Source organism: Sphingomonas phyllosphaerae FA2, assembly GCF_000427645.1.
GTDB classification, from domain to species: domain Bacteria; phylum Pseudomonadota; class Alphaproteobacteria; order Sphingomonadales; family Sphingomonadaceae; genus Sphingomonas; species Sphingomonas phyllosphaerae.
The window spans coordinates 763,057-787,143 of the sequence record NZ_KE386571.1; the positions used below are offsets into that span (position 1 = coordinate 763,057).

General features: G+C 67.3%; 25 protein-coding genes. 16 read left to right on the forward strand and 9 right to left on the reverse strand.

What is annotated here, in order from left to right:
- Positions 1–52: 52 nt before the first annotated feature.
- From SPHPH_RS21665 to SPHPH_RS0104050, 3 genes are all read right to left on the reverse strand, one after another.
- Positions 53–799, reverse strand: a complete 747-nt coding sequence (locus SPHPH_RS21665; RefSeq protein ID WP_028965531.1) for a TonB family protein — start codon at positions 797–799, stop codon at positions 53–55.
- Between the two features lie 217 nt (positions 800–1,016).
- On the reverse strand, positions 1,017–3,200 hold the full coding sequence (uvrB, locus tag SPHPH_RS0104045; RefSeq protein ID WP_028965532.1) for an excinuclease ABC subunit UvrB: 2,184 nt from the start codon (positions 3,198–3,200) through the stop codon (positions 1,017–1,019).
- 69 nt (positions 3,201–3,269) lie between these two features.
- On the reverse strand, positions 3,270–3,734 hold the full coding sequence (locus tag SPHPH_RS0104050; protein WP_202900695.1) for a YaiI/YqxD family protein: 465 nt from the start codon (positions 3,732–3,734) through the stop codon (positions 3,270–3,272).
- Between the two features lie 118 nt (positions 3,735–3,852).
- Between SPHPH_RS0104050 and SPHPH_RS0104055 the strand changes: the two genes are divergently transcribed.
- Positions 3,853–4,731 (forward strand): crotonase/enoyl-CoA hydratase family protein, encoded by an 879-nt coding sequence (locus SPHPH_RS0104055; protein ID WP_037488072.1) that lies wholly within the window; start codon positions 3,853–3,855, stop codon positions 4,729–4,731.
- A 17-nt stretch (positions 4,732–4,748) separates the two neighbouring features.
- Here SPHPH_RS0104055 and SPHPH_RS0104060 read toward each other — a convergent pair whose 3' ends face one another.
- Both SPHPH_RS0104060 and SPHPH_RS0104065 read right to left on the reverse strand, forming a co-directional pair.
- Positions 4,749–6,671: a putative bifunctional diguanylate cyclase/phosphodiesterase gene (locus SPHPH_RS0104060; protein ID WP_051272820.1), complete on the reverse strand. Its 1,923-nt coding sequence runs from the start codon at positions 6,669–6,671 to the stop codon at positions 4,749–4,751.
- A gap of 104 nt (positions 6,672–6,775) precedes the next feature.
- On the reverse strand, positions 6,776–7,915 hold the full coding sequence (locus SPHPH_RS0104065) for a glycoside hydrolase 5 family protein (RefSeq protein WP_051272821.1): 1,140 nt from the start codon (positions 7,913–7,915) through the stop codon (positions 6,776–6,778).
- Between the two features lie 88 nt (positions 7,916–8,003).
- Between SPHPH_RS0104065 and SPHPH_RS0104070 the strand changes: the two genes are divergently transcribed.
- The 3 genes from SPHPH_RS0104070 (at position 8,004) to SPHPH_RS0104080 (ending at position 11,035) form a co-directional block, all read left to right on the forward strand.
- The gene (locus SPHPH_RS0104070) at positions 8,004–8,957 is read left to right on the forward strand and encodes a family 43 glycosylhydrolase (RefSeq protein ID WP_037488074.1); all 954 of its coding nucleotides are present in this window, start codon (positions 8,004–8,006) and stop codon (positions 8,955–8,957) included.
- Positions 8,958–9,026: 69 nt separating this feature from the next.
- A complete protein-coding gene (locus SPHPH_RS0104075) occupies positions 9,027–9,335 on the forward strand; it encodes a DUF485 domain-containing protein (RefSeq protein ID WP_028965538.1) in 309 nt (102 codons plus the stop codon).
- Positions 9,332–11,035 carry a cation acetate symporter gene (locus SPHPH_RS0104080; RefSeq protein ID WP_028965539.1) on the forward strand — a complete coding sequence of 568 codons (1,704 nt, stop codon included), beginning with the start codon at positions 9,332–9,334 and terminating at the stop codon, positions 11,033–11,035. The genes SPHPH_RS0104075 and SPHPH_RS0104080 overlap by 4 nt, the downstream gene beginning before the upstream one ends.
- Here SPHPH_RS0104080 and SPHPH_RS0104085 read toward each other — a convergent pair.
- Together SPHPH_RS0104085 and ppk2 are read right to left on the reverse strand one after the other, a co-directional pair.
- Entirely contained in the window at positions 11,032–11,373 is a 342-nt protein-coding gene (locus SPHPH_RS0104085; protein ID WP_028965540.1) for a hypothetical protein, read from the reverse strand. The two genes, SPHPH_RS0104080 and SPHPH_RS0104085, sit on opposite strands and share 4 nt — an antisense overlap.
- Before the next feature lie 25 nt (positions 11,374–11,398).
- Positions 11,399–12,157, reverse strand: coding sequence for a polyphosphate kinase 2 (gene ppk2 / locus SPHPH_RS0104090; RefSeq protein ID WP_028965541.1), 759 nt, complete (start codon positions 12,155–12,157; stop codon positions 11,399–11,401).
- Between the two features lie 96 nt (positions 12,158–12,253).
- Between ppk2 and SPHPH_RS21380 the strand changes: the two genes are divergently transcribed.
- Positions 12,254–12,394, forward strand: coding sequence for a hypothetical protein (locus SPHPH_RS21380; protein WP_202900635.1), 141 nt, complete (start codon positions 12,254–12,256; stop codon positions 12,392–12,394).
- A gap of 20 nt (positions 12,395–12,414) precedes the next feature.
- Here the strand turns inward: SPHPH_RS21380 and SPHPH_RS0104100 are convergent, their stop codons facing one another.
- The gene (locus SPHPH_RS0104100; RefSeq protein ID WP_051272822.1) at positions 12,415–13,215 is read right to left on the reverse strand and encodes an NIPSNAP family protein; all 801 of its coding nucleotides are present in this window, start codon (positions 13,213–13,215) and stop codon (positions 12,415–12,417) included.
- Positions 13,216–13,372: 157 nt separating this feature from the next.
- Between SPHPH_RS0104100 and SPHPH_RS0104105 the strand changes: the two genes are divergently transcribed.
- The 11 genes from SPHPH_RS0104105 to SPHPH_RS0104155 all read left to right on the forward strand — a co-directional run bounded on the left by SPHPH_RS0104105 (position 13,373) and on the right by SPHPH_RS0104155 (position 23,173).
- Positions 13,373–14,194 carry a formate/nitrite transporter family protein gene (locus SPHPH_RS0104105; RefSeq protein ID WP_028965543.1) on the forward strand — a complete coding sequence of 274 codons (822 nt, stop codon included), beginning with the start codon at positions 13,373–13,375 and terminating at the stop codon, positions 14,192–14,194.
- Positions 14,195–14,308: 114 nt separating this feature from the next.
- A complete protein-coding gene (locus SPHPH_RS18890) occupies positions 14,309–15,727 on the forward strand; it encodes a carboxylesterase/lipase family protein (protein WP_051272823.1) in 1,419 nt (472 codons plus the stop codon).
- A gap of 122 nt (positions 15,728–15,849) precedes the next feature.
- On the forward strand, positions 15,850–16,398 hold the full coding sequence (locus tag SPHPH_RS0104115) for a hypothetical protein (protein ID WP_156025821.1): 549 nt from the start codon (positions 15,850–15,852) through the stop codon (positions 16,396–16,398).
- Between the two features lie 73 nt (positions 16,399–16,471).
- Positions 16,472–16,903, forward strand: a complete 432-nt coding sequence (locus SPHPH_RS0104120) for a hypothetical protein (protein WP_028965545.1) — start codon at positions 16,472–16,474, stop codon at positions 16,901–16,903.
- 102 nt (positions 16,904–17,005) lie between these two features.
- A complete protein-coding gene (locus tag SPHPH_RS0104125) occupies positions 17,006–17,836 on the forward strand; it encodes a ferredoxin--NADP reductase (RefSeq protein ID WP_028965546.1) in 831 nt (276 codons plus the stop codon).
- An 82-nt stretch (positions 17,837–17,918) separates the two neighbouring features.
- Positions 17,919–18,143: a DUF1272 domain-containing protein gene (locus SPHPH_RS0104130; protein WP_028965547.1), complete on the forward strand. Its 225-nt coding sequence runs from the start codon at positions 17,919–17,921 to the stop codon at positions 18,141–18,143.
- A complete protein-coding gene (thiD, locus tag SPHPH_RS0104135; RefSeq protein WP_028965548.1) occupies positions 18,140–18,967 on the forward strand; it encodes a bifunctional hydroxymethylpyrimidine kinase/phosphomethylpyrimidine kinase in 828 nt (275 codons plus the stop codon). Before SPHPH_RS0104130 ends, thiD begins: the two co-directional genes overlap by 4 nt.
- Positions 18,955–19,563 carry a ribonuclease HII gene (locus SPHPH_RS0104140; protein ID WP_028965549.1) on the forward strand — a complete coding sequence of 203 codons (609 nt, stop codon included), beginning with the start codon at positions 18,955–18,957 and terminating at the stop codon, positions 19,561–19,563. The genes thiD and SPHPH_RS0104140 overlap by 13 nt, the downstream gene beginning before the upstream one ends.
- A 184-nt stretch (positions 19,564–19,747) precedes the next feature.
- Positions 19,748–20,881, forward strand: coding sequence for a site-specific DNA-methyltransferase (locus SPHPH_RS0104145; RefSeq protein ID WP_028965550.1), 1,134 nt, complete (start codon positions 19,748–19,750; stop codon positions 20,879–20,881).
- 294 nt (positions 20,882–21,175) lie between these two features.
- The gene (gene folP, locus SPHPH_RS0104150) at positions 21,176–22,234 is read left to right on the forward strand and encodes a dihydropteroate synthase (protein WP_028965551.1); all 1,059 of its coding nucleotides are present in this window, start codon (positions 21,176–21,178) and stop codon (positions 22,232–22,234) included.
- A 51-nt stretch (positions 22,235–22,285) separates the two neighbouring features.
- The gene (locus SPHPH_RS0104155; RefSeq protein ID WP_028965552.1) at positions 22,286–23,173 is read left to right on the forward strand and encodes a bestrophin family protein; all 888 of its coding nucleotides are present in this window, start codon (positions 22,286–22,288) and stop codon (positions 23,171–23,173) included.
- Between the two features lie 126 nt (positions 23,174–23,299).
- Here the strand turns inward: SPHPH_RS0104155 and SPHPH_RS0104160 are convergent, their stop codons facing one another.
- Positions 23,300–24,070, reverse strand: coding sequence for an SDR family NAD(P)-dependent oxidoreductase (locus SPHPH_RS0104160; RefSeq protein WP_238302880.1), 771 nt, complete (start codon positions 24,068–24,070; stop codon positions 23,300–23,302).
- Between the last annotated feature and the right edge of the window lie 17 nt (positions 24,071–24,087).

The following is a 24,087-nucleotide window of genomic DNA, read 5'->3' on the forward strand; positions in this document are numbered from 1 at the left end:
TTCTCGGGCGCCTTTCGCAGAGGTCTCGATCAAGTCCGGGATGACCTACGGATCAGCGACCGCCCGCCGGCTCCGGCACGATGATCCACTCGTGGTTCTCGACGATCCACGCCGGCACCGCGTGGCCTTCCGCGTCACGCGACGGGTCGTAGCGGAAGCGGCGCTGGATCAGCCGGCAGGTGGTCGCGTCCAGCGTCGCATTCCCGCTGCTCTTCGTGACCTGACAGTCGCGTACATGGCCATCGCTCCACACCAGGAACTTGACCGCCACCGTTCCCTGAAACCCCGCATCGCCGATATCGCGCGGATAGTCGGCGTCGGTCAGCCGGCCGCGCTTCCAGATCGGCGGGCTTTCGTCGCCCGGCCCGCCGTCACCATCGCCCCAGCCGCCGCTGCCGGTCCCGTCGCCAACACCCCCCGCGCCGGTGCCCGGCCCGACCTTGCTGGTCGCGCCTTGCGTCGCCTCGTTGCCGGCGAACGGCTTGAGCGCGACCGTGATCGGCGGCGGCGGAAGCGGCACGACGACGATCGGTACCGGCGCGGCCACCTGCGTCGCCTGCGAGCGGATGTTCGGCGGTGCGGCGCGGCCGGAGGGGCGGGATGTGTGCGTGCGTCTGGGCACGACCTTTGCGGGCGGAGGGGTCGGGGGCGCGACGCGGAACACCGCCAGCCCATTCTCGATCTGCCGCGCAAGCGGTGCGCCCGCGAGCCCGACGAACAGTGCCCAGCCGAGCGCCGCACTCACCGCCGTGGCGGCGATGGCGGAGCCGATCCGCTCGCGTGGAGGCTGCGCGTACATGGAGGAAGATATAGGGGCGGGTGGCTGAACCGGGAGTGATTGGGATTACTCTCCCTTTCACCGTCGCCTATCCTTGTATCGCCACCCCGGCGAAGGCCGGAGTCCAGCTACGAAACGTCGCCGCATTTCAGCGAACCGCCGTTGCGCTTCTTCTTGAGACGCTCCGCAACTGGACCCCGGCCTTCGCCGCGGTGACGGGAAGTGGAGGGTGCCGCCCCTATCGTTTCCCGAACTTCCGCTGCGTCTTGCCGAAGCGCGTCTTGCGCGTCCCCGGCTTGCCCTCGTTGCTCCGCCCCATCAGTGGCAGCTTCTGCTGTTCGACCGGCAGCCCCAGCTCCTCCTGCTCCAGCGCGCGGATCTCGTCGCGCAGGCGACCGGCCTCCTCGAACTCGAGATCGGATGCGGCCTTGCGCATCTTTTTCTCCAGCTCTTCGATATAGGCGCGGAGGTTGTGGCCGACCATGTGCGGCCGGTCCTCGTCAATCTCGACCGTCACCTGATCCTTCGACGCGACATGCGCGATGATGTCGCCGATGCTACGGCGGATCGTCGTCGGGGTGATGCCGTGTTCGCGGTTATATGCTTCCTGCTTTTCGCGGCGGCGCGCGGTTTCGTTCATCGCGCGCTCCATGCTGCCGGTGATGCGGTCGGCATAAAGGATCACGCGTCCGTCGACGTTGCGCGCGGCGCGCCCGATCGTCTGGATCAGCGAGGTCTCGGAGCGCAGGAACCCTTCCTTGTCCGCGTCGAGGATCGCGACCAGCCCGCATTCGGGAATGTCGAGCCCCTCGCGCAGCAGGTTGATCCCGATCAGCACGTCGTACACCCCCAGCCGCAGATCGCGGATCAGCTCGATACGCTCCAGCGTCTCGACATCGGAGTGCATGTAGCGGACCTTGATCCCCGCCTCGTGCATGTACTCGGTCAGGTCCTCGGCCATCCGCTTGGTCAGCGTGGTGACGAGCGTGCGATAGCCGAGCGCGGTGGTCTTGCCGCATTCGACGATCAGGTCCTGCACCTGTTCCTCGACCGGCTTGATTTCGACGGGCGGGTCGATCAGCCCGGTGGGGCGGATCACCTGTTCGGCGAACACGCCGCCGGCCTGTTCCATCTCCCACGTTCCGGGCGTCGCCGAGACGCAGACGGTCTGCGGGCGCATCGCGTCCCATTCGTTGAAGCGCAGCGGACGGTTGTCGATCGCAGAGGGCAGGCGGAAGCCATATTCGGCGAGTGTGATCTTGCGACGATGGTCGCCGCGCGACATGCCGTTGATCTGGCCGATCGTCTGGTGGCTCTCGTCGACGAACAGCAACGCATTCTCGGGCAGATATTCGAACAGCGTCGGCGGCGGCTCGCCGGGCAGGCGTCCGGTCAGGAAGCGGCTGTAATTCTCGATGCCGTTGCAGCTGCCGGTCGCGGCGATCATTTCAAGATCGAAATTGGTGCGCTGCTCCAGCCGCTGGCGCTCCAGCAGCTTGCCCTCGATCTCCAGCTCCTTGAGCCGTTCCGACAGCTCGTGTCTGATCGCCTCGCTCGCCTGCTTCATCGTCGGCCCGGGCGTGACATAGTGCGAGTTGGCGTAGATGCGGATCGAATTGAGGCTCGCCGACTTCTTGCCGGTCAGCGGATCGAACTCGACGATCTCCTCGATCTCGTCGCCGAAGAACGAGACGCGCCACGCACTATCCTCATAGTGTGACGGGAAGATTTCGAGATTGTCGCCCTTCACGCGGAAATTGCCGCGCTGGAACGCCGCGTCGTTGCGCTTGTATTGCAGCGCGACCAGCTTGCGGACGATCTCGCGCTGGTCGACCGCCTGACCCTTTTTCAGATCGAAGATCATCGCGGAATAGGTTTCGACCGAGCCGATCCCGTACAGGCAAGAGACCGAGGCGACGATGATCACGTCGTCGCGTTCGAGCAGCGAGCGAGTCGCGGAGTGGCGCATCCGGTCGATCGACTCGTTGATGCTCGACTCCTTCTCGATGTACGTGTCGGAGCGCGGAACGTATGCCTCTGGCTGATAATAATCGTAGTAACTGACGAAATATTCGACGGCATTGTCGGGGAAGAACGACTTGAACTCGCCGTACAATTGCGCGGCGAGGATCTTGTTGGGCGCGAGGATCAGCGCCGGGCGCTGCATTTCCTCGATCACCTTGGCCATCGTGAAGGTCTTGCCCGAGCCGGTGACGCCGAGCAGCACCTGATCCTTTTCGCCCGCGCGCGCGGTATCGACCAGCTCGCGGATCGCAGTCGGCTGGTCGCCCGACGGTTCATATTCGCTGACCAGCTTGAAGGTCTTGCCGCCCTCTACCTTTTGCGGGCGGGCGGGGCGGTGTGGGACGAACGCCCCGTCAGTATCGGGTTCGGCAAGGTTGGTACGGATCTGAATCGCCATGTGCGCAATATGGGCGCGTGCCCGGCGCAGTGAAAGGGCGCGTTGACGATGTGTTCCGCCCGCTCAGCGCTAAAGCTGCCGCCGCACCCGGACGATCGCCGCATCCAGCGCGGAGAGAAAACGCGAGCGGTCTTCCTTGCTGAACGGGGCCGGTCCGCCGATCCGGTCGCCGCCGGCCCGCAGGTCGCTCATGATCGCGCGCACCGCCACCGCATTGCCAATCGAGGCGGTCGTGAACGGGCGGCCGGTCGGCGCGATCACCGCGCCCGCGCCGACCTTCAGGCAACGATCCGCGAGCAGGATGTCGGCGGTGACCACCAGCGCTGCTGCCTCGGCCTGCGCCGCGATCCAGTCGTCGGCGGCATCGAACCCATCGTCGACCACCACGCGCGACAGCAGCGGATGCGCAGGGACGCGCAGGTGTGCGTTGCTGACGATCACCACCGGCACCTCAGTGCGATAGGCGACCCGGTAGATCTCCTCCTTAACGGGACAGGCGTCGGCGTCGACGAGGATGCGCAGCGACAGCGTCATCATTGCGCCATGCCATGCCTGGGCTGCGGCCACCAGCGGCGCTTCGTCACCGACAGCAAACAGCTGGTGAGTTATCCTTAACCGACAGCAAGCCGCTGTCAGGAAAGAGGAAGTCGCAATGACCATCCATCAAGCCACGATTGCCGCGGCGGCATCTGACGCGCGCGCCCTGTTTGCCTTCGACCAGCTGGAGGCGGTGTTCGACCCGACGCTGGATACGTTGTGGACCTATATGCGCCCGCGCGTGCGCCCCAGCTTCAACCCCGCGTTGCTCCACGACTTCATGCAGTGGCAGGAAGATATCGAGATCGCGCACGGCAGCGGCGCGATGCCGATCCGCTATCTGGTGCTCGGCTCGCGCTTTCCGGGCGTGTTTTCGCTCGGCGGCGATCTCGACCTGTTCGCGCAACTGATCCGGGCGCGCGACCGCACGGCGCTGGTCCGCTATGGCAAGGCGTGCGTGCGGATCCTCCACCGCAACATGCTCGGGCTGGAGCGGTCGATCGTCACGATCGGGCTGGTCGAGGGCGACGCGCTGGGCGGCGGCTTCGAGGCGCTGATGTCGTTCAACGTCGTCGTGGCGGAGCGTGGCGCGGGGTTCGGCCTGCCCGAAACGCTGTTCGGGCTGTTCCCCGGCATGGGCGCGCATTGCTTCCTGTCGCGTCGGCTGGGAGCGGCGCGCGCCGAGCAGATGATCCTGAGCGGGCGCACCTACCGGGCCGAGGAATTGTACGAAATGGGGCTCGTCCATGCGCTGGCCGAGCCGGGCACCGGGCGAAAGGTGGTGGAGGATTACATCCGCGCCAATCGCCGTCGCCACAGCGCCCATGCCGCAATCTACGAGGCATCGCGCGCGGTGAACCCGCTGACGCTCGGCGAACTGGAGGCGGTGGTCGAGCTATGGGCCGATGCGGCGCTGCGGCTGGGTGAGGGAGACCTGAAGCTGATGCGCCGGCTGGTGAGCGCGCAGGAGCGACTGCTGGAAAAGGCGCGGTGATCGCGACCGGCTGAACGTCAGCCGATCGCCTCGCCCCCGGTGCCGGTCAGCATGGCGGAGACCATCGCGGCCGGCATCGGGCGTCCGAGCAGATAGCCTTGCACCGCGTCGCAGCGCGTGCGGCGCAGCTGATCGAGTTGCGCTTGCGTCTCGACCCCTTCGGCGATCGTCCGCATCCCCAGTTGGGCGCCCAGATCGACGATCGTCTGAACGATCGCGATCGATGCCGGGCTGCGTTCCAGATCGGTGACGAACGACCGGTCGATCTTGAGCGTCTGGAACGGGAAGCGGGTGAGATAGCTGAGCGAGGAATAGCCGGTACCGAAATCGTCAAGCGTGGTGCGGACCCGCAGCCGGTTGAGCGCCTCCAGCGCGGCGAGCGATGCCTCGACATCCTCGAGCAGCACCGTTTCCGTCACCTCGAGGTTGAGCCGTTCGGGTGGCAGTCCGCTGGTGTTCAGCGCATCGAGCACCACCGTCGGCAGGCGCGTCGCGCGCAACTGGATCGGCGACAGGTTCACCGCGATCGAAATATCGGCAGGCCAGCCACGCGCGACGTCGCACGCCTGGTAGAGCACCCAATGACCGATAGTATCGATCAACCCGTTGTCCTCGGCGATCGGGATGAATTCGGCGGGGGAGACGACGCCGTGGTGGCGGTTGGTCCAGCGTAGCAGCACTTCGCACGACAGGACCCGCGTTGCGGCCAGGTCGAAGATCGGCTGAAACAACAGGTGGAACTCGCCGCGTTCCAGTGCGCCGTGCAGTTCGTAATCGAGCTGTCGGCGACGCTCGATCTTCTCGTCCATGACGGGCTCGTAGAAATACAGCTGCCCGCGCCCGCTTTCCTTCGCGCGGTACAGCGCGAGGTCGGCGTTCTTCAGCAACGTGTCGGCTTCGCGGCCGTTCTCCGGCCCGATCGCGACGCCGATCGACACGCTGGTGCGCAGGCTGTGCCCGTCATGCGCCACCGGGCGGCGGACGAGCGCGAGGATCGCCGCGCCGATCGTCGCGGCCTCCTGTCGGTCGCCCACCGGGCAGAGGATCGCGAACTCGTCACCGCCGAGCCGCGCGACGACGCTGTCCCGGTCGAAATGCGCGCGCAGCCGCCCGGCAACCGCCGCCAGCAACGCATTGCCGGCCAGATGCCCGAACGTGTCATTGATTTCCTTGAAGCGGTCGAGATCGAGCCAGTAGAGCGCCAGCTTGCCGCCGCGATCGGGGAGCGTCCGCAGGCACTCCTCGAATTGTTCGCGGAAGGCGGTGCGATTCGCGATACCGGTCAGGTCGTCGCGGCGCGCCTGTGCGGCATTCTCATGGCTGACGATCGTCGCCTTCAGCAATGCGGCATAGGTTTGCAGCGTGATGTCCATCATCGCCACGACGAACAGCACGATGACCACCGACAGCACCAGCTTGAGCGGCTCAAACCCGACCAGCAACCCCGCGGACAGCGGCAACGAGGCGAGGCAAAGCTGCGCGAGCGCGATCCGCGGCCGTCCGGCGTTGCGCCCCGCGATCCCCGCGGCATAGCCGATGGCGGTGGTGACGGCGAGCAACTGCACCACGCCGTCGTCGCTACGCGTCAAGGTCAGGAACCCGAACAGTCCGAGCATTCCCGAATAGGCCAGTGCACCGACGCGGTAGCCGATCTCGTGTCGCACCGTCGTGGCATTGGGATCGGGGCCGGCGGCAAGTGGACGCATCACGTCTACGATACGCAGCGCGCCGATCAGCCCGATCGTCGCCGCGCCCGCGGCCAGCCACCCGTCGCGCGTCGCCCAGGCGACCACCGCGGCGATCAACGTGCTGGTCACTGCGCCGATCACCAGCGACTGCGTGGAAGCATACAATGACTCGACCAGCGCCGCACGCACCTGCGGCGTGATGCGATGATCGGAATGCCGTAGCTCCCGCAGCCGTGCGATCAGGCGCGCCATGACATATCCATGCGCCGGCAATTATCTAATTTCGGTCAATATGTCACAAGACAGGTAAGGGGCGACCCGCTTTTTTCCTTACGGTTTCGGTCGCTTTCCAACGCTTAAGGTGCTGGTTGCGTTGTTTCGCGCGGTGCGGCGCTCAGGCGTCGGATCAGGTCGGTCTCCGCGGACCGATAGGGCGTACCGTCGGCGCGGAATACCTCGTGGAACCAGATCACCGGCTCTTCGAGCACATAAGGCTTCTTCCAGCTATCCCAGGGCAGTCGCGTCTGCGTCTTGCCGTCGACGAAGCCCCAATTGATCATCGCCACGTCATAGCGCTTGCCGATCGGCAGCGATCCGTCGAACGTCGATCCGTTGCCGCGCGCCATATATTCGGTGCACAGGATCGGGCGGCCATAGGGCAGCAACTGCTTCACCCGCGCCTCGAACGTCTCGGGCCAGCTATAATCGTGGAACGAGATCACGTCCGACTGGCCGAGCTGCACCGTCTCCATCGCGGTCAGCTTGCCGCCGCGCGCGCTCCAGTCGTCATGCTGCCACACGCCAGAGGTGAGCGGCTGCGATGGATCGGCATCGCGCGCCCAGACGAACACCTGCGCCAGCAATGCGCGGACCAGCGGCTCCTTGCCGTCCTGCCCCTTATACTGGTCGGCGCCATTGTCGGGCTCGTTCCAGACGTCCCAGCCCAGCACGCGCGGATCGTTGCGGAACGCGCCGATCACGCCTTGCACATAGGCTTTGTAGGCCGGATAGCGGCGTTTGTCGCGCAGGCCCGCCATGCCCGGGCCCTGCACCCAGCCCGAATTGTGGACGCCGGGGATCGGCGGATGCTGCGGCCCCAGCTTCGGGTCGGGATCCCAGCAGCTGTCGAACAGCACGAACAACGGCTTGATCTTGTGGCGCGCCGCGATCGTCAGGAACTCGTCGATCCGCTGCTGGAAACCGGCCGGGTCCTGCTGCCACAATTGATCGTGGAGGAAGACGCGCATCGTATTCATGCCGATGCCTTGCGCCCAGCCCAGCTCATGGTCGATGCGCTGCGGGTCCCAGGTTTCGCGCTGCCACATTTCCAGCTGGTTGATCGCCGAGGCGGGGGTGTAATTCGCGCCGACCAGCCACGGCTGCGCGCGGTACCATGCCTTGGCCTGCGCCTCGCTCCAGCGCGCACGCGCGTCGGCCGGCAGGGCGACGCCGATCGCCGCGACGCCGAGCAGCATTGTCACGAGCCGCCTGTTCATCGCTTCCTCTCCTCTCTTATCGAAGGTCTCACCTGAGGCATACAACTCAACTATCGGCAAAAGCGAGAAGTTATCCTATGATTTGCATATGAACCTTCGCCAGATCCTCGCCGCCGCCCTGTTGCTCGTCGCTGCGCCCGTGCGCGCCGACAATCCGCAATTCCAGGGTGCCGATCCCCATGCGATGATGATCGATGGCGAGTTGTGGGTGTTCCCGACCGGTGGGCCGGGCGGTAGCTGGGCGGCGGACCGGTTCGGCGCCTTTTCGTCGCGCGATCTGAAGACATGGCAGCCACGCGGCGAGTTGATCCGCCGCGACCAGATCGCGTGGATCGATGCCGACGGTACGCGCGAGCATTTCCTTTGGGCCCCCGGCGTCGCCATGCGGGACGGCAAATGGTACCTCTATTACTCGGTCGGCCCGCAAAACCCGACCCCCAGCCGGATCGGCGTCGCGGTCGCCGACCGTCCCGGCGGACCCTATCGCGACAGCGGCCAGCCGTTGGTGACCGGCGGGCAGGGCTTCGAGGCGATCGATCCGATGGCGTTCGTCGATCCGAAGAGTGGCAAGGCGTATCTCTACGCCGGCGGCAGCGCGGGCGCGAAGCTGCGCGTCTGGGAGCTGAACCCCGACATGGTCAGCATCGCGCGCGAGGTGGCGGTGGCGACCCCGCCGCACTTCACCGAAGGCGCGTTCATGCACGAACGCGGCGGCACCTATTATCTGTCGTACAGCCACGGGCGCTTCAACGCCGCCGACTATTCCGTCCATTACGCGACCGCGCCGTCCCCGGTCGGCCCGTGGCGCTACCGCGGCGCGATCCTGACCAGCGATGCGACCCACAAGGGGCCGGGGCATCACAGCTTCGTGAAGACCCCTGCGGGCAAGTGGCTGATCGTCTATCACCGCTGGGAAAATCCGCGTGGCCCCGCACCGTTCGCGGGTGAGCGTCAGGTCGCGATCGACCGGCTGCGTTACGCCAGTGATGGTCGGATCCTTCCGGTGCGCATGACCGACGCTGCTGCGCCGAGGCTTCCGTGAGTTCAATCATACCCTTGCACCTCGTCCGCATTGCTGCATGGTAGCGGCAACAAACAGACGGGGGCGGGGATGGACGACGCGAGAGCGGCGCGGGTGGCGGCGGACCCGCGATACCGCGAACTGGTGCGCCGGCGGGGGCGGTTCACCTGGGCGCTGACCGCGGTGATGCTGGTCGCCTATCTCGGCTTCATCCTGCTGATCGCGTTCGACAAGGCGTTCATGGCGCGGCCGATCGGCGCGGGCGTCACCTCGATCGGGATCGTCGCGGGCTTTGCGGTGATCGTGCTCGCGATCGTGCTGACCGGCATCTACGTGCGCCGCGCCGCGCGCGACTTCGATCCGCTGGCCGAGGCGCTGCGCCGAGAGCGCGACGCATGAGGCGCGGCGCGATTGCGGTCACCGTGGCAGCGGCGCTGTCGCCCGCGCCGGCCTTCGCCGACGCGCTGGCGGGGCAGAGCGTGCAGCAGCCGACCAACTGGACCGCGATCCTGATGTTCGCCGCCTTTGCCTTGCTGACGCTCGGCATCACGCGTTGGGCGGCGCGGCGGACGCGGACGGTGGGCGATTTCTACACCGCCGGGGGCGGGATCACCGGCTTCCAGAACGGGTTGGCGATCGCGGGCGATTTCATGTCGGCGGCGTCGTTCCTTGGAATTTCGGCGCAGATCTTCGCGGACGGCTATGACGGCCTCATCTACTCGATCGGCTTCCTCGTCGGTTGGCCGATCATCCTGTTCCTCATGGCGGAACGGCTCCGCAATCTGGGCCGCTACACCTTCGCCGATGTCGCCAGTTTCCGCTTTGCACAGACGCCGGTGCGCAGCTTCGCGGCGATCAGCACGCTGACGGTCGTGCTGTTCTACCTGATCGCGCAGATGGTCGGCGCGGGACAGCTCATCAAATTGCTGTTCGGGTTGCGCTACGAATATGCGGTGGTGATCGTCGGCGTGCTGATGACGCTCTACGTGCTGTTCGGGGGCATGACCGCGACGACCTGGGTGCAGATCGTCAAGGCGGTGCTGTTGCTGGGGAGCGCCACGTTCATGGCGCTTGCCGTGCTGGCGCAGTTCGGCTTTTCGTTCGAGGCGCTGTTCGCGCGCGCGGTGCAGGTGAAGACCGATCTCGCCGCTGCGGCCGGTGCCGATCCTGCCGGGGCGGCCGCCAAGGGCCGATCGATCATGGGGCCGGGCAATTTCATCAAGGACCCGGTATCCGCGGTGTCGTTCGGGCTCGCGCTGATGTTCGGAACCGCCGGGCTGCCGCACATCCTCATGCGCTTCTTCACCGTGCCCGATGCGCAGGCGGCGCGGAAATCGGTGCTGTGGGCGACGGGCTGGATCGGTTATTTCTACCTGCTCACCTTCATCATCGGCTTCGGCGCGATCGTGCTGGTCGCGACCGCGCCGCGCTATCTCGATCCGACCGGCGCGCTGCTGGGCGGCGGTAACATGGCCGCGATCCATCTGGCGCATGCCGTCGGCGGCAACCTGTTCCTAGGCTTCATCTCGGCGGTCGCCTTTGCGACGATCCTGGCGGTGGTGGCCGGGCTGACGCTGTCGGGCGCATCGGCGGTCAGCCACGATCTTTATGCGACGGTGCTGCGCAAGGGGGCTGCCGACCCCGCGGCCGAGCTGCGCGTGTCGCGGCACACGGTGCTGGTGCTGGCGGTGGTCGCGATCCTGCTCGGCATCATCTTCGAGAAGCAGAATGTCGCGTTCATGGTCAGCCTCGCCTTTGCGGTGGCGGCGTCGGGGAATTTTCCGGTGCTGTTGCTGTCGCTGTTCTGGAAGGGCTGCACGACGCGCGGCGTCGTGGCCGGGGGAACGCTCGGGCTGGTGCTGGCGGTGGTGCTGACGGTGCTGTCGCCAGCGGTGTGGGAAAAGATCCTCGGCTATCCCGCCGCGATCTTCCCCTATTCCTTCCCCGCGATCTTCTCGATGCCAATCGCGTTCGTCACGATCTGGCTGGTGTCGCTGCTCGACAGCAGCGGGCGTGCGGCCGTCGATCGCGGCGGGTTCGCCGCGCAACAGGTTCGCGCGGAAACCGGCATCGGCGCGGCGGCCGCGTCGTCGCACTAACGCGGGTCGTCGCCGTCCACATACGCGCCGCTGTCGCCCTGCGCACGGTGGATCGCGGCGCGCCCGCGCGAGGCGGCGACCTCCGCCTTGCGTGCCGCCGCCGATGCGGTGTGCAGCACGCGCGTGCGACCGTGAACGACCAGATTATAGCTGACGAACCAGATCGCGCCCGACACCAGCAGCGCCGCTGCGACCCAGCTCCGCTTGCGCCGTCGGGTGCGATTGCCGTGCAGTATCAACCGCGAGCCGCACGTCGCGCAGCGATAGACGGTGGTGCCGGCGCGCGCGGTCGGCTTGCCGGTCCAGCGATGAAATCCGAGGACGCACAGGATGCCCATGCGCGAGGACCTATCGTGGATCGGCTCAGCGCGCCAGCCGCCCGTCCTCCAGCGCCGCCTGCTCGAACGCGAACAGTACATCGGGATCGGCGATCGGCACCTCCTGCGAAATCCGCGCCGGGGCGATGCGATGGACCAGATGGCGCAGGATCGCGATCCGCGCCGGTTTCTTGTGGTCGGCGCGCACGCAATACCAGGGCGCGATCGGCGTGTGCGTCCGCAGCAGCATCGTGTCGCGCGCCGCCGTATAATTGTCCCAACGCGCCTGCGCGACCTTGTCCATGTCGGACACCTTGAGCTGCTTCAGCGGATCGGTGCGGCGCGCCTTCAGCCGCTCCTCCTGCTCGTCCTTGTCGATGTCGAGCCACAGCTTGATCAGTCGGATGCCGCTCTCGACCAGCATCCGCTCGAAATCGGGCGCGTCGCGCAGGAACTCGGCCTGTTCGGCGTCGGTCGAAAAGCCCATCACCACCTCGACCCCGGCGCGATTGTACCAGGAACGGTTGAAGATCACGATCTCGCCCGCGGCGGGCAGATGCGCGACATAGCGCTGGAAATACCATTGCGTCCGCTCGCGATCGGACGGCTTGGGCAGCGCGACGACGCGCGTGAAGCGTACCGACAGATGCTCGACGATCCGCTTGATCGCACCATCCTTGCCCGCGCTGTCGCGCCCTTCGAGGACGATCACCACGCGCTCGCCCGCAGCGACCGCGGCGAGTTGCGCCTCGACCAGCGCGAGTTGCGCTTCCTCCAGATCGTGCGCGTAGCGGTCCTTGTCCATCAGCAGCTCCCTTCAGCGCCTGTGGAACCAAGCCCGAACATTCCGGTTCCTATCCTATCGGCGGCGCACGTCGCGCCGCCTGCTCCGAGGATGGACATGACCCGTACGACCCTGAGCCTGTTCGGCGCCACCAGGCAAGCTCCCGCCGCCAAGCGCCGCCTGAACGACGACCCGCTCGCCGGTCTGACACCTGTCGAACGCGCGATGGCGCAGCGCCTGACGCCGGCGCGTGGCTAACGCCGTCGAAAGACGCCCGCTCAAATCTGCGAATAGGCCGTCGGGCTGAGGATGCGATTATCGATCCCGGTCGTGATCTCGGGATCGGTTAGGCCGGGCGTGGCGATCAGCTTCTTCCACGCCGGGTCCGCGACGAAGGTGCCCCAGTTGCGCTCGCGGGTCGCAAGATCGGGAAACGTCAGCATATAGGTCAGGCTGGGCAGCCGCTCACCGGTCAGGTCCTGCGCGAAGAACACCGGGGTCAGGCCGGTACGGCGGAAGATCTCGATCTCGCCGCCGGTGTCGAACATCTCGATCTTTGTCGCGCCGCCTTTTGCGCTGGGGCTGAAATAGGTGCGCAGCTCGAAGATGCGGGCGCCGCTCGCCGGCTTCTCGACGCTTGGCATGTGCGGGAACGCACGCATCAGCTTGACGTCGAGCGAGGCGAACCCCGGCGCGGTCGGCGTGGCGTCGAGGAATGCGGCGCCGGCCTGCGCGTGGCGCGTGTCGGTGGCGAGGCGGCCGGGCAGCGCGGCGAAGTCGGCCAACGTTGGGTGCGGGATCAGCACCAGCACGCTCGGGCTCGCCGGTCCGATGCTGACCGTGAAGACACCGATCGGACCGCACCCGGCGCGTTGCGCGGCAGGGATGAAGGCGTCCCGCAGGTAGGCGTCGAGCCGCGCGCGCATCGAGCCATTGACGAGGTGATAGGTGCGCAGTTCGTAAATCTCGGGCGCCATCGTTGCGGCGCGCGATTGCGCCTGCGTGCCCGAGGCGGCGACGGTCATCCCGCCCAGCGTGGCCCCCGCCAGCAGCGCGCGTCGATCGATCGGATAAGCCATTGATAACCTCGCCATGTCGTAGCGGAGTACGATGCCGATGCCGCGTACAGGGTCAAGCCGCGACCTTCGGCTATCACACCGACGTCGATCAATCCGCACGAGTGACGGTTGAGCGATCCGCGACCGCCGCGCGTTGAACGGGGGAGGGGAGATGTGCATGTCGGATGGAGACGAACAGAAGGCGGGCGAGGCGGCCGAGGCCGAAGAACGCAGCGCCCCCGCGGCGCGCGTCGTGCATGCCGCCGTCGCCGAGCAGGGCGAGGACGAACTCCAACGTCCGGCCGCGTCGCTCTTCTGGTCCGGCTTCGCCGCGGGGGTCGCGATCATGGCGTCGCTGTGGGTCAGCGGGGCGCTGCATCACCACCTGCCCGATGCGCCATGGGCCGAGGCGGTCGTTGCGCTCGGCTACCCCGCCGGGTTCCTGATCGTCATCCTCGGTCGCTTGCAATTGTTCACCGAGCATACGGCGGTGGCGGTGCTGCCGGTCGTACGCACGCCGTCCCGACGCAACCTTCTGGCGCTTGCGCGGCTGTGGAGCGTCATCTTCGCTGCGAACATGCTCGGCGCGCTGATCGCGACCGCGCTGGCGGTGCACGCGCACATCCAGCCGGCGGAGACGCTGGCCGGCATGATCGGGGTTTCGGAAAAGTTGCTGGAGCGCACCCCCGTCGACACGCTGATGCAGGCGATTCCGGCCGGTTTCCTGATCGCCTCGATCGCGTGGATCCGATCGGCGGTGAACAGCGGCGACTTCTGGATCGTTTTCGCAGTCACCTATGCCATATCGCTTGGCGGGTTCGCGCATGTCGTCGCGGGCGCGTCGGAGGCGTTCCTGCTGATGTGGGCGGGGCAGGCGAGCGTCGGCTGGGCGCTGGGCGGGTTCGTGCTGCCGGCGCTGCTCGGCAACATCGTCGGCGGCACCGGGCTGTTCGCGCTGCTGGCGCATGCGCAGGTCAAGAACGAGATTCGGTCACGTTGAGAGGTGCGAGCGATATACGCTTTTCAATCAGGTCTTTGTCTGGCGGAGCGAAGCTGCCATCACGACGGTGACACGGGCGGCGGCGAACGCCGTCGCAGGGGAGCAGGAGAGCCGATGATGAAGTTCGGGATGGTGGCGTTGGCGTTCGGCGGCGCATTGCTCTCGGGCACTGCGCAGGGACAGACGGTGGCGACCGAGTCTGGCAAGGTCGCGGGCAGCACCGTCGACGGCATCGCGAGCTGGAAGGGCATCCCCTTCGCCGCGCCGCCGGTCGGCCCATTGCGCTGGCGCGCGCCGCAACCCGCCGCCAGGTGGAGCGGTGTGCGCGCGGCGACCGATTACGGGCACGACTGCATGCAATTGCCGTTCCCCAGCGATGCCGCGCCGCTCGGCACCACGCCCGCCGAGGATTGTCTGACCGTCAACGTATGGAAGCCCGCTGCGGCAAAGGCGAAGCTGCCGGTCATCGTCTGGATCTATGGCGGCGGCTTCGTGAACGGCGGTGCCTCGCCGCCGACCTATGCAGGCGCCAATTTGGCGAAGCAGGGCGTGATGTTCGTCAGCTTCAACTACCGGCTCGGGAGGTTCGGCACCTTCGCGCACCCGCAACTGACCGCGCAGGACCCGGATCGGGGAAGGCTCGGCAATTACGGCTATATGGACCAGCTCGCCGCGCTCCAGTGGGTCCAGCGCAATATCGCCGCATTCGGCGGCGATCCGAAGAACGTCACGATCGTCGGCGAAAGCGCGGGCGGCATGTCGGTCAATACGATGGTCACCTCGCCGCTCGCCAAAGGCCTGTTCGCGCGCGCGATCGTGATGTCGGGCGGCGACGGTGGAAGCCGGGGCACGAACGGGCTGGCGGACGCCGAGAAGATCGGCGTCGACTTCGCCGCGAGCAAAAGCATCGCGCGCGACGATCCCGCCGCGCTCGCCAAGCTGCGCGCGCTGTCGCCCGATGAGGTGGTCAACGGACTGAACCTGGCCGCCATGTTCACGCCGCCATCGGCGGTGAAGACCTTCGCCAGCCCCTATGCCGACGGGGTCGTCGCGGTCGATGCCGCGGCCGCCTATCGCAGCGGCGCCTTTCCCAAGGTGCCCATTATGATCGGTGCGACCGACAACGACATCGGCGGCGCGACCGGCTATATGGTCGCGGGCGCGCGCCAGCTTGCCGGCGCGATCGCGGCGGCGGGTGCCCCCGCCTATCACTACCGCTTCTCCTATGTCGCGGAGTCGATCGGCAAGCCCGGCGCGGGCCACGCCTCCGACATTCCGTTCTTCTTCGACACCGCCGCGATCAAATATGGCGATGCGACCACGGCGCGTGATCGGCAGGCGGCGCGCACCATCAGCGCCTATGTCGTCAACTTTGCGAAGACCGGCGACCCGAACGGGGCGGGGCTGCCGCGCTGGCCGCGCTACGATCGACAGACCGACGCGCTGCTCGACTTCACCGCCAGCGGAGCGGCGGTGGCGGGCAAGGATCCGCTCGGCGCGGCGATCGATGCCGCGCCCGCGCCCACGCGCTAGGGAATGATCGTAGGCCCGACGTCGATGATCGGCGGAAGCGGATGGGCGAAAGCGCGCCGCTGATCTATCGGCCGAATTCCCGCGTCGGGCGTGGGCGCCGGAGCGAAGCGAGGACATGGCATATGGCGCTGGGCACGATCGGGATGCTGGCGAGCGGCGCGGCGCTGATGGCGGCGACCGCCCATGACGGCGCCGCCACACCGCCCCGCGCCGGCGGGACGATCGCGATCATCTCGCCCGACGCGGCCGATCCCGACGACGCCTTCGACCGGCGCGCCCGCGAAGCCGCAACCGCAAGGCTGGGCGACCGTGGCTTCACGATCCTCGACGACCGCGACCATGCCGCTTACGTGGCCGAGGTGATCACGAGCCGCAGCAATGTCGGCACCTCCGTCACGCGCGCGCGCCGCGATGCGCCGGCGGTGCTGGGGTCGGGGGTGAACATCCCGCTGGCGTCCGGCAAGTCGTCGTTCGTCGCGATGCAGCGCACCACGATCGAGATCCGCATCCGCAAGCGCGGCAGCCCGGCGGTGCTGTGGCACGGCAGCGCGGTGACGGTGCGTCCCGGTGAGCCGAGCGTGGCGAAGGCCGAGCTTCTGGCATCCGAGCTTAGTCAGGCGGCGTTGAGTTCCTATCCGGTCGTGACCGACACGGCGATCAGCATCCCCTGATCCTGCCCGCAAACGCATTGACGATTGGGCACGTGCTCGATACTGCGAGTCATTCGCATATCGAGGGTGATCCATGTACCGTTTCCTCGACCGACTGCCGCCGAACCTCGACGAGCATTTCCACTTCCTCACGGGCGCGATGCGACAATGGACCGCCGCGGCGCGTGGCGGGCGTTGCCCCTGTGCGGCGCTCGCGCCGGGGTTCGGCTGGCGCGGGGTGATGGCCGCGCTGCCCGACTTCACCAAGTTGATGGCGTTGCTCGACAGCCATGCACTGCGCTGGCTACGCTTCGGAATGCCCGGGGCGGAGCATGTGACTGCGGCGGAGGCGACCTTGCTGGCGATGTTCGCGGCGGGACTGGAGGGCGACGAATGCGCCGTTCGCCGGATCGCCGCGACGCTGGTTGCGGAGACCGCCGCGGCCGACGTGGTCGAGCGGATCGCGACCGCCGCCGAATGGGTTGCACTCCGCTTCGTGCAGGCGCCGCTCACCCAGCGCGACTGACCCGCCTTGCCTGCACCCAAGCCTAGCTATGGTTGACCCTTCCTGCGCCGCACCATAATGCGCGCCATTCGCAAGAAATCCTCATATCAGACCGGATCGCCGATGACCGACCTGCGTGCGCCAGTGCTTATCCCTGAATCGACCGCTTTCAACAGCGTGGCGGTGAAATGGGTGCGTCACTGGAATGAGCATCTGTTCAGCTTCGCGGTCGAGCGCCCCGCGTCGTTCCGCTTCCGCTCCGGCGAGTTCGTGATGATCGGCCTGCCCGGCGAGGGCGGGACGGACGACAAGCCCGCCAAGCCGGTGATGCGCGCCTATTCGATCGCCAGCCCCGCGTGGGCGGAGGAGCTGGAGTTCCTGTCGATCAAGGTGCCGGGCGGTCCGCTGACCGAGCGGTTGCAGGCCGTGGAGCCAGGCGATCAGGTCTATCTCGGCAAGAAGCCGACCGGCACGTTGGTGCTCGACGCGCTGCTCGGCGGCAAGCGGCTGTTCTTGCTGTCGACCGGCACCGGCCTCGCCCCGTTCCTCAGCGTCGCGCGCGATCCGGACGTGTACGAGCGCTTCGATCAGGTCGTGGTCGTCCACGGCGTGCGCCGCGTCAACGATCTGGCGTTTCACGATGAACTCGCCGCGCGGCTGGCCGATGATCCTTTGGTCGCGGACGAGGCTGCGACGCGCTTCCATTACGTTCCCGCAGTGACGCGCGAGGATTTCCACACCACCGGTCGCATCCCCGCGCTAATCGAGAGCGGGCGCCTGTTCGAGGGGCTGGACGGCGAGCCGCGCTTCGATCCCGAAACCGACCGCGTGATGCTGTGCGGCTCGACCGCGATGATCCGCGAGATCGCGTCTATGCTGGAGCACAAGGGCTTCGTCGAGGGCTCGAACGCCAACCCCGGGCAATTCGTGATCGAGCGCGCGTTCGTGGATTGAGCCTCCCGTCATCCCGGACGACGGAGATCGAGGGTGTCTTCGCCGGGGTGACGGTCACCAGTAGACGCGCTAAACGCCCGGCATGCTCGACATGCGACCCGATTGCGAACGCTGCGGCGTGGACTTGCCCGCCGACGAGGGCGGCGCGTTCATCTGCTCGATGGAATGCACCTTCTGCGCCGAATGCGCCGATGCGCTCGATGAAACCTGCCCGAATTGCAGCGGCGAATTGCTCGACCGACCGGCGCGGGTCGGCAAGACGCTGAAGAAATACCCCGCCGCGACCGAGCGGCATCACCGCGCATGACAATCGCGCGCGTCCTGATCGTCGCCGGCTCTGATTCAGGTGGTGGCGCGGGCATTCAGGCCGACATCAAGACGGTCACGATGCTCGGCGGCCACGCGATGACCGCCATTACCGCGATCACCGCGCAGAACACTCTTGGCGTCGAGGCGGTGGTGGCGCTGTCACCCGAAATGGTGCGGCGGCAGATGACGTGCGTGGTCGAGGATATTGGCGTCGACGCGGTCAAGATCGGGATGCTCGGCGGGGCTGCGATCGCCGCCGCAGTGGCCGACGAACTGACGAGCGGCCTTTACGCCGCGCCGATCGTGCTCGATCCGGTGATGGTCGCGACCAGCGGCGCGCAACTCGCCGACCCGGCCACCATCGCCGGTTTCGCACGGCTCGCGCGGATGAGCACGCTCGTCACCCCCAATCTCCCAGAACTTGCCGCGTTGGTCGCACGCGAGCACCTCGACATGGCCGATGTCGAGCCGGCCGCGCGCGACTATGCCGCGACGATCGGCGCGCCGGTGCTGGTGAAGGGCGGGCACGCCGAAGGCGAGACGGTGGTCGACCGGCTGATCGGCGCAGACGGCGTCATCGCCGAATGGGCCAACCCGCGCATCGATACCCGCCACAGCCACGGCACCGGCTGCACGCTCGCCAGCGCGATCGCCACCGGGCTGGCGGCGGGGCTGACGCTCGAACCGGCGATCGTGCGCGCGATCCGCTACGTCCGCGCCGCGCTCGTCGCCGCACCCGGGCTCGGAGCGGGGAACGGACCGATGGGCCATGCACTCGGCGACGCGCCGTTCGACCTGTGGGAGCGCGGATGCCTGGCCTGAAGCACGAGCGCGCCTGCCTGCCGCCGGTCGCGGGGGTGGACGAGGCGGGGCGCGGGCCGCTCGCCGGGCCGGTGGTCGCCTGCGCGCTGGTGCTGCCCGCCAAGGGCGTGCCGCGCGGGATCGACGATTCGAAGAAGCTCTCCGCCGCCGAGCGCGCGCGGCTCTATGCGCGGCTCACCGATTGCGCGGCGCTGGGCGTCGGGATCGTCGAGCCGGGCGAGATCGACACGCTCAACATCTATTGGGCGACGATGAAGGCGATGACGCTCGCGGTCGACCGGTTGGCGGAAGTGCTGGGGTGCGCGCCGGGGCACGTACTGGTCGACGGCAACCGCCTGCCGCGCTGGGGCTATGCCGCCACCGCGATCGTTTCGGGCGACGCGCACAGCCGCTCGATCGCCGCCGCCTCGATCGTCGCCAAGCACACCCGCGACCAGATCATGATCGCCGCCGCCGAATCGCATCCGCATTACGGATGGCACGCCAACAAGGGGTATGGCAGCGCGCAGCACCTCGCCGCGTTGCGCGAGCACGGGCCGTCGCCGCTCCACCGCCGGAGCTTCGCACCGGTCGCGCAATGCATTTTGCCGTTCTGAGTCGTTTCGGTCACACCACCACGGATTGAGTCTGCCGAGTCGTTGATGACTCAATATGTAGAAACGGACTCGTCTTGTTCCGCATTGACAACGAGTGGAACGCGGACTCGCTTCGCCGCACGACTCTTGACGGACTCGCGCTTTCCCGCCCTTTTGGGGCTCGCAGACGGGGAGCAAGAATTCGATGGGGGTCATGGAAAAGGTCGCGCGCGGGCGGCGCGCCACCGCGGCGGAAGTGCCGGTGGTGCTGCCGCTCGACCAGATCCTGCGCGGCGACTGCATCGCGCAGATGAAGGCGCTGCCCGCGAAGTCGGTCGACATGATCTTCGCCGACCCGCCGTACAATCTCCAGCTCGGCGGCGAGCTGTTCCGCCCCGACGGCAGCCATGTCGACGCGGTCACTGACGAGTGGGACAAATTCGACACCTTCGCTCACTATGACGCCTTCACCCGCGCGTGGCTGGCAGAGGCGCATCGCATCCTCAAGGATGACGGCACGATCTGGGTGATCGGCAGCTACCACAACATTTTCCGCGTCGGCGCGGCGGTGCAGGATCTTGGCTACTGGATCCTCAACGACATCGTGTGGCGCAAGGCCAATCCGATGCCGAACTTTCGCGGCACCCGCTTCACCAATGCGCACGAGACGCTGATCTGGGCGTCGAAGGGCGAGAAGGCGAAATATACCTTCAACTACCGCAGCATGAAGACTCTCAACGACGAGCTTCAGATGCGCTCGGACTGGGAATTCCCGATCTGCGGCGGGGGCGAGCGGTTGAAGAAGGACGGGGTGAAGGTCCACCCGACCCAGAAGCCCGAGGCGCTGCTCTACCGCATCCTGCTCGCCTGCACGAAGCCGGGCGATGTGGTGCTCGATCCGTTCTTCGGCACCGGCACGACCGGCGCGGTCGCCAAGCGGCTCGGCCGCCGCTGGATGGGGATCGAGCGCGAGGGCGATTATATCACCGCTGCCGAGGAGCGGATCGCCGCGGCGCTGCCGCTCGACGAATCGGCGCTGGCGACGATGCAGAGCCCGAAGTCGCAGCCGAAGGTCGCGTTCGGGGTGCTGGTCGAGAACGGCTATCTCGCGCCCGGCACGATGCTGGTCGACACCAAGCGCCGCTGGCAGGCGATGGTCCGCGCCGACGGCTCTTTGTCGTCGCCCTGCGGTGCAAATGGTTCGATCCACAAGGTCGGCTCGACGGTGCAGGGGGCGCCGGCGTGCAACGGCTGGACGTTCTGGCATTACGAGGCCGAGGGCGCGCTCAAGCCGATCGACGCGCTGCGCCAGACGTATCTACTCGCGACCCAGCCGTAATCCGTCACCCCTGCGCAGGGGCGACGGTGGTGTGTCAGGTGTGGCGCGGGCGAACGCTGCTGGACGCGCTGCCCTCGATGTCGCTGCTCGGAACGCTTCCCTGAACGCCGTCGCCCCTGCGCAGGCAGGGGCCCATGTCTGTCTCGTATGCGGATGACGTGGACACATAGGCGTCGGTCGTGTGTCCGGCGGTCACGACAGACTACACAGACATAGGCCCCTGCCTACGCAGGGGGCGACGGTTAAAAGGGCGGGCGGGTTCCGCTGCACGGGTGAACCCGCTACCGCAAGTGCATGACGCTCCACCTCCGGCCGACCCACTTCACCGACGCGCCCTTCGCCTACCCGGATGGCCATGTCGCGCGGCTCGCCGGCGGGCTGCAATGGTTCGCCGCGTACGAGGTGATCGAGCCGACCACCCGCCGCATCGTTCCCGTCGCCGACATTGCGAAGCTCGGCGAGCGCGCCGCCACGCTCCACGCGCGCATCACCGCGCCGCGCGCGCCGTGGGTGCTCGGCGAGCGCACGCTTCGCTTCGACCAGCCGCAGGTCGCCGCGATCCTCAACGTCACCCCCGACAGTTTCTCCGACGGCGGCGCGCATGTCGACGACCCCGCCGGCGCGGCGTCCGCCGGGATGGCGATGGCCGCGGCGGGCGCGGCGGTGATCGACGTCGGCGGCGAATCGACTCGCCCCGGCGCCGCGCTGGTGTGGGAAGAGGATGAGGCGCGCCGCGTCGCGCCGGTCGTCGAGCGGCTGGCTCGCGCCGGAGCACTCGTCTCGGTCGATACGCGCAAGGCGGCGGTGATCGATGCGGCGTTGGCGTCGGGCGCGTCGATCGTCAACGACGTCTCGGCCCTGTTGTGGGACGAGCGCGCGCTGGAGATCGTCGCGCGCAGTGGTGCGCCTGTGATCCTGATGCATTCGCCCGATCCCAAGGCGGGCGGCCATGGTCGCCCGACCTATCGCGATGTCGTGACCGAGGTGTTCGACTGGCTGGAGGCGCGCGTCGACGCGGTGGTCGCGGGCGGTGTCGACCGTGCCCGGATTATGGTCGATCCCGGGATCGGTTTCGGCAAGTCGCTCGCTGACAATCTCGCGCTGCTCAACGGGCTGGCGCTGTTCCATGGGCTCGGTTGCCCGATCATGCTCGGCGCGAGCCGCAAGCGGCTGATCGGCGCGCTCGACAATGAAGCGCCGGTTGCGGCGCGGCTTGGCGGGTCGGTCGCGCTGGCGCTCGCGGGGGCGCAGGCGGGGGTGCAGCTGCTGCGGGTGCATGACGTCGCCGAGACCGTGCAAGCGCTGCGGGTTTGGCGGGGGCTGCGCGATCGGGCGCTGTCGGCCACCTCATGACGGCAATGAAATGAAACTGGCACGGATCGGTCTGATGTGCGTTAGCCGGGCATGATCGTTACTGCCGTACCCCGTCTCACCCAGATCGTTCGCGAGGTCTGGAAGCCACTCGTGATCCTGTTCGTCTGGGATGTGATCGTCACGATCACGTATTACGTCCTGCCTTTCCATGCACCCGAACTGCCTTTGACGCTCTTCGGCTCGGCACTCGCGTTGTTCCTCGGCTTTCGCAGCAATTCCGCCTACCAGCGCTGGTGGGAAGGGCGGTCGTTGTGGGGGCTGATGATCAACGCCAGCCGCAATCTTGCGCGTGCCGCCCGTAACTTCCTGCCCGATCCCGACGCGCGCGACATGAAGCGAACGATCGTGTTGCGCCAGATCGCCTATGTGAATGCGCTGCGCTGCCAGTTGCGCAAGCAGAAGGTCGACGACGAAGTACTGCGTTTCCTGTCGCGCGGCGAGGCGGACTTCGCGCTCTCGCGCACCAACACCGCCAACGGCATCGTCGACGGCACCGGCCGCCGCATCAACGAGGCGCGTGAGAAGGGCTGGATCGACACCATCCAGCAGACGTCGATGGAAAGCGTGCTGATCGATATCGCCAATGCGCAGGGCGGGATGGAGCGACTGAAGAACACGCCGCTACCCAACCAATATCGCTTCTTCCCGACGATCTTCACCCATCTGTTCTGCATCCTGCTGCCGATCGGGCTGGTCGAGACGCTTGGCTTCGCGACGCCGCTTGGCTCGACGGTGGCGGGGCTGATGTTCCTGGCGGTGCTGGCGATTGGCGACGATCTGGTCGACCCATTCGCAAACACCGTCCATGACCTGCCGCTCAACGCGATGTGCCGCACGATCGAGATCGACCTGCTGCAAGCGATCGGCGACGAAGCCCCCGAGCCGATGGTGCCCGACAAGACCGGCGTGCTGTGGTGACACTTGCCCGCGCTTGTCGATGACATCCGGGTGAACAGACCATCGTCATTGCGAGCGTAGCGAAGCAATCCAGGGTGTCCTGATCCAACCCTGGATTGCTTCGCTACGCTCGCAATGACGGGGCGCTCAGAGCAAATACCCGCCGTCGCTGACCAGCACCGTCCCGGTCATCAGCGCCGCCGCGTCGGACAGTAGAAACCCGACCTGCGCCGCCACTTCCTCCGGCTTCGCATAGCGCCCGAGCGGCGTGGCCAGTGCCGCCAGCTCCGCGAACGCCGCCTCGCGCCCGATCGCGGCGGCGCGGTCGGCGAACATCGGCACCGCGTCCCATACCGGCGTCTCGACCCCCGCCGGGGCGATCGCGTTCACGCGCAACCGTTGCGCCGCGCCTTCCTTGGCCGCGACCTTGACGAGCTGGATCAGGCCGGCCTTCGACGCGCCATAGGCCGCGACGCCCGGCTCGGCCTTGATCCCCGCCGCCGACGCGACCGCGACGATCGCGCCGCTGCGCCCCTCCATCGCGCGCATCACGGCGCGCAGCGTCAGGAACGCGCCGTCGAGATTGACCGACATGATCCGCCGCCACTCGGCGAACGACAGGGCGGAAATCGCACCAGCCCCCGCGACCCCGGCGTTGACCACCGCGCCGTCGATCCCGGTCAGCACTGCTGCCGCCTCGTCCCAGAAGGCTTCGTCCGTGACGTCGCCGGGCAGCAGGTCGAGCGTGCAGCCGAGGTCGATATGCGCCAGCGCTTCGGCATCGCGATCGGCGACCACCAGCCGCGTCGCACCGCCCGCGGCGAGATGCTGCGCACAGGCAAGGCCGATGCCGGAGGCAGCGCCGGTCACGAGGTACGCGCGTCCGGCGAAAGAATAAGCGGCATTGGGCATTGTCATGCCCGCAACCGTGCCGT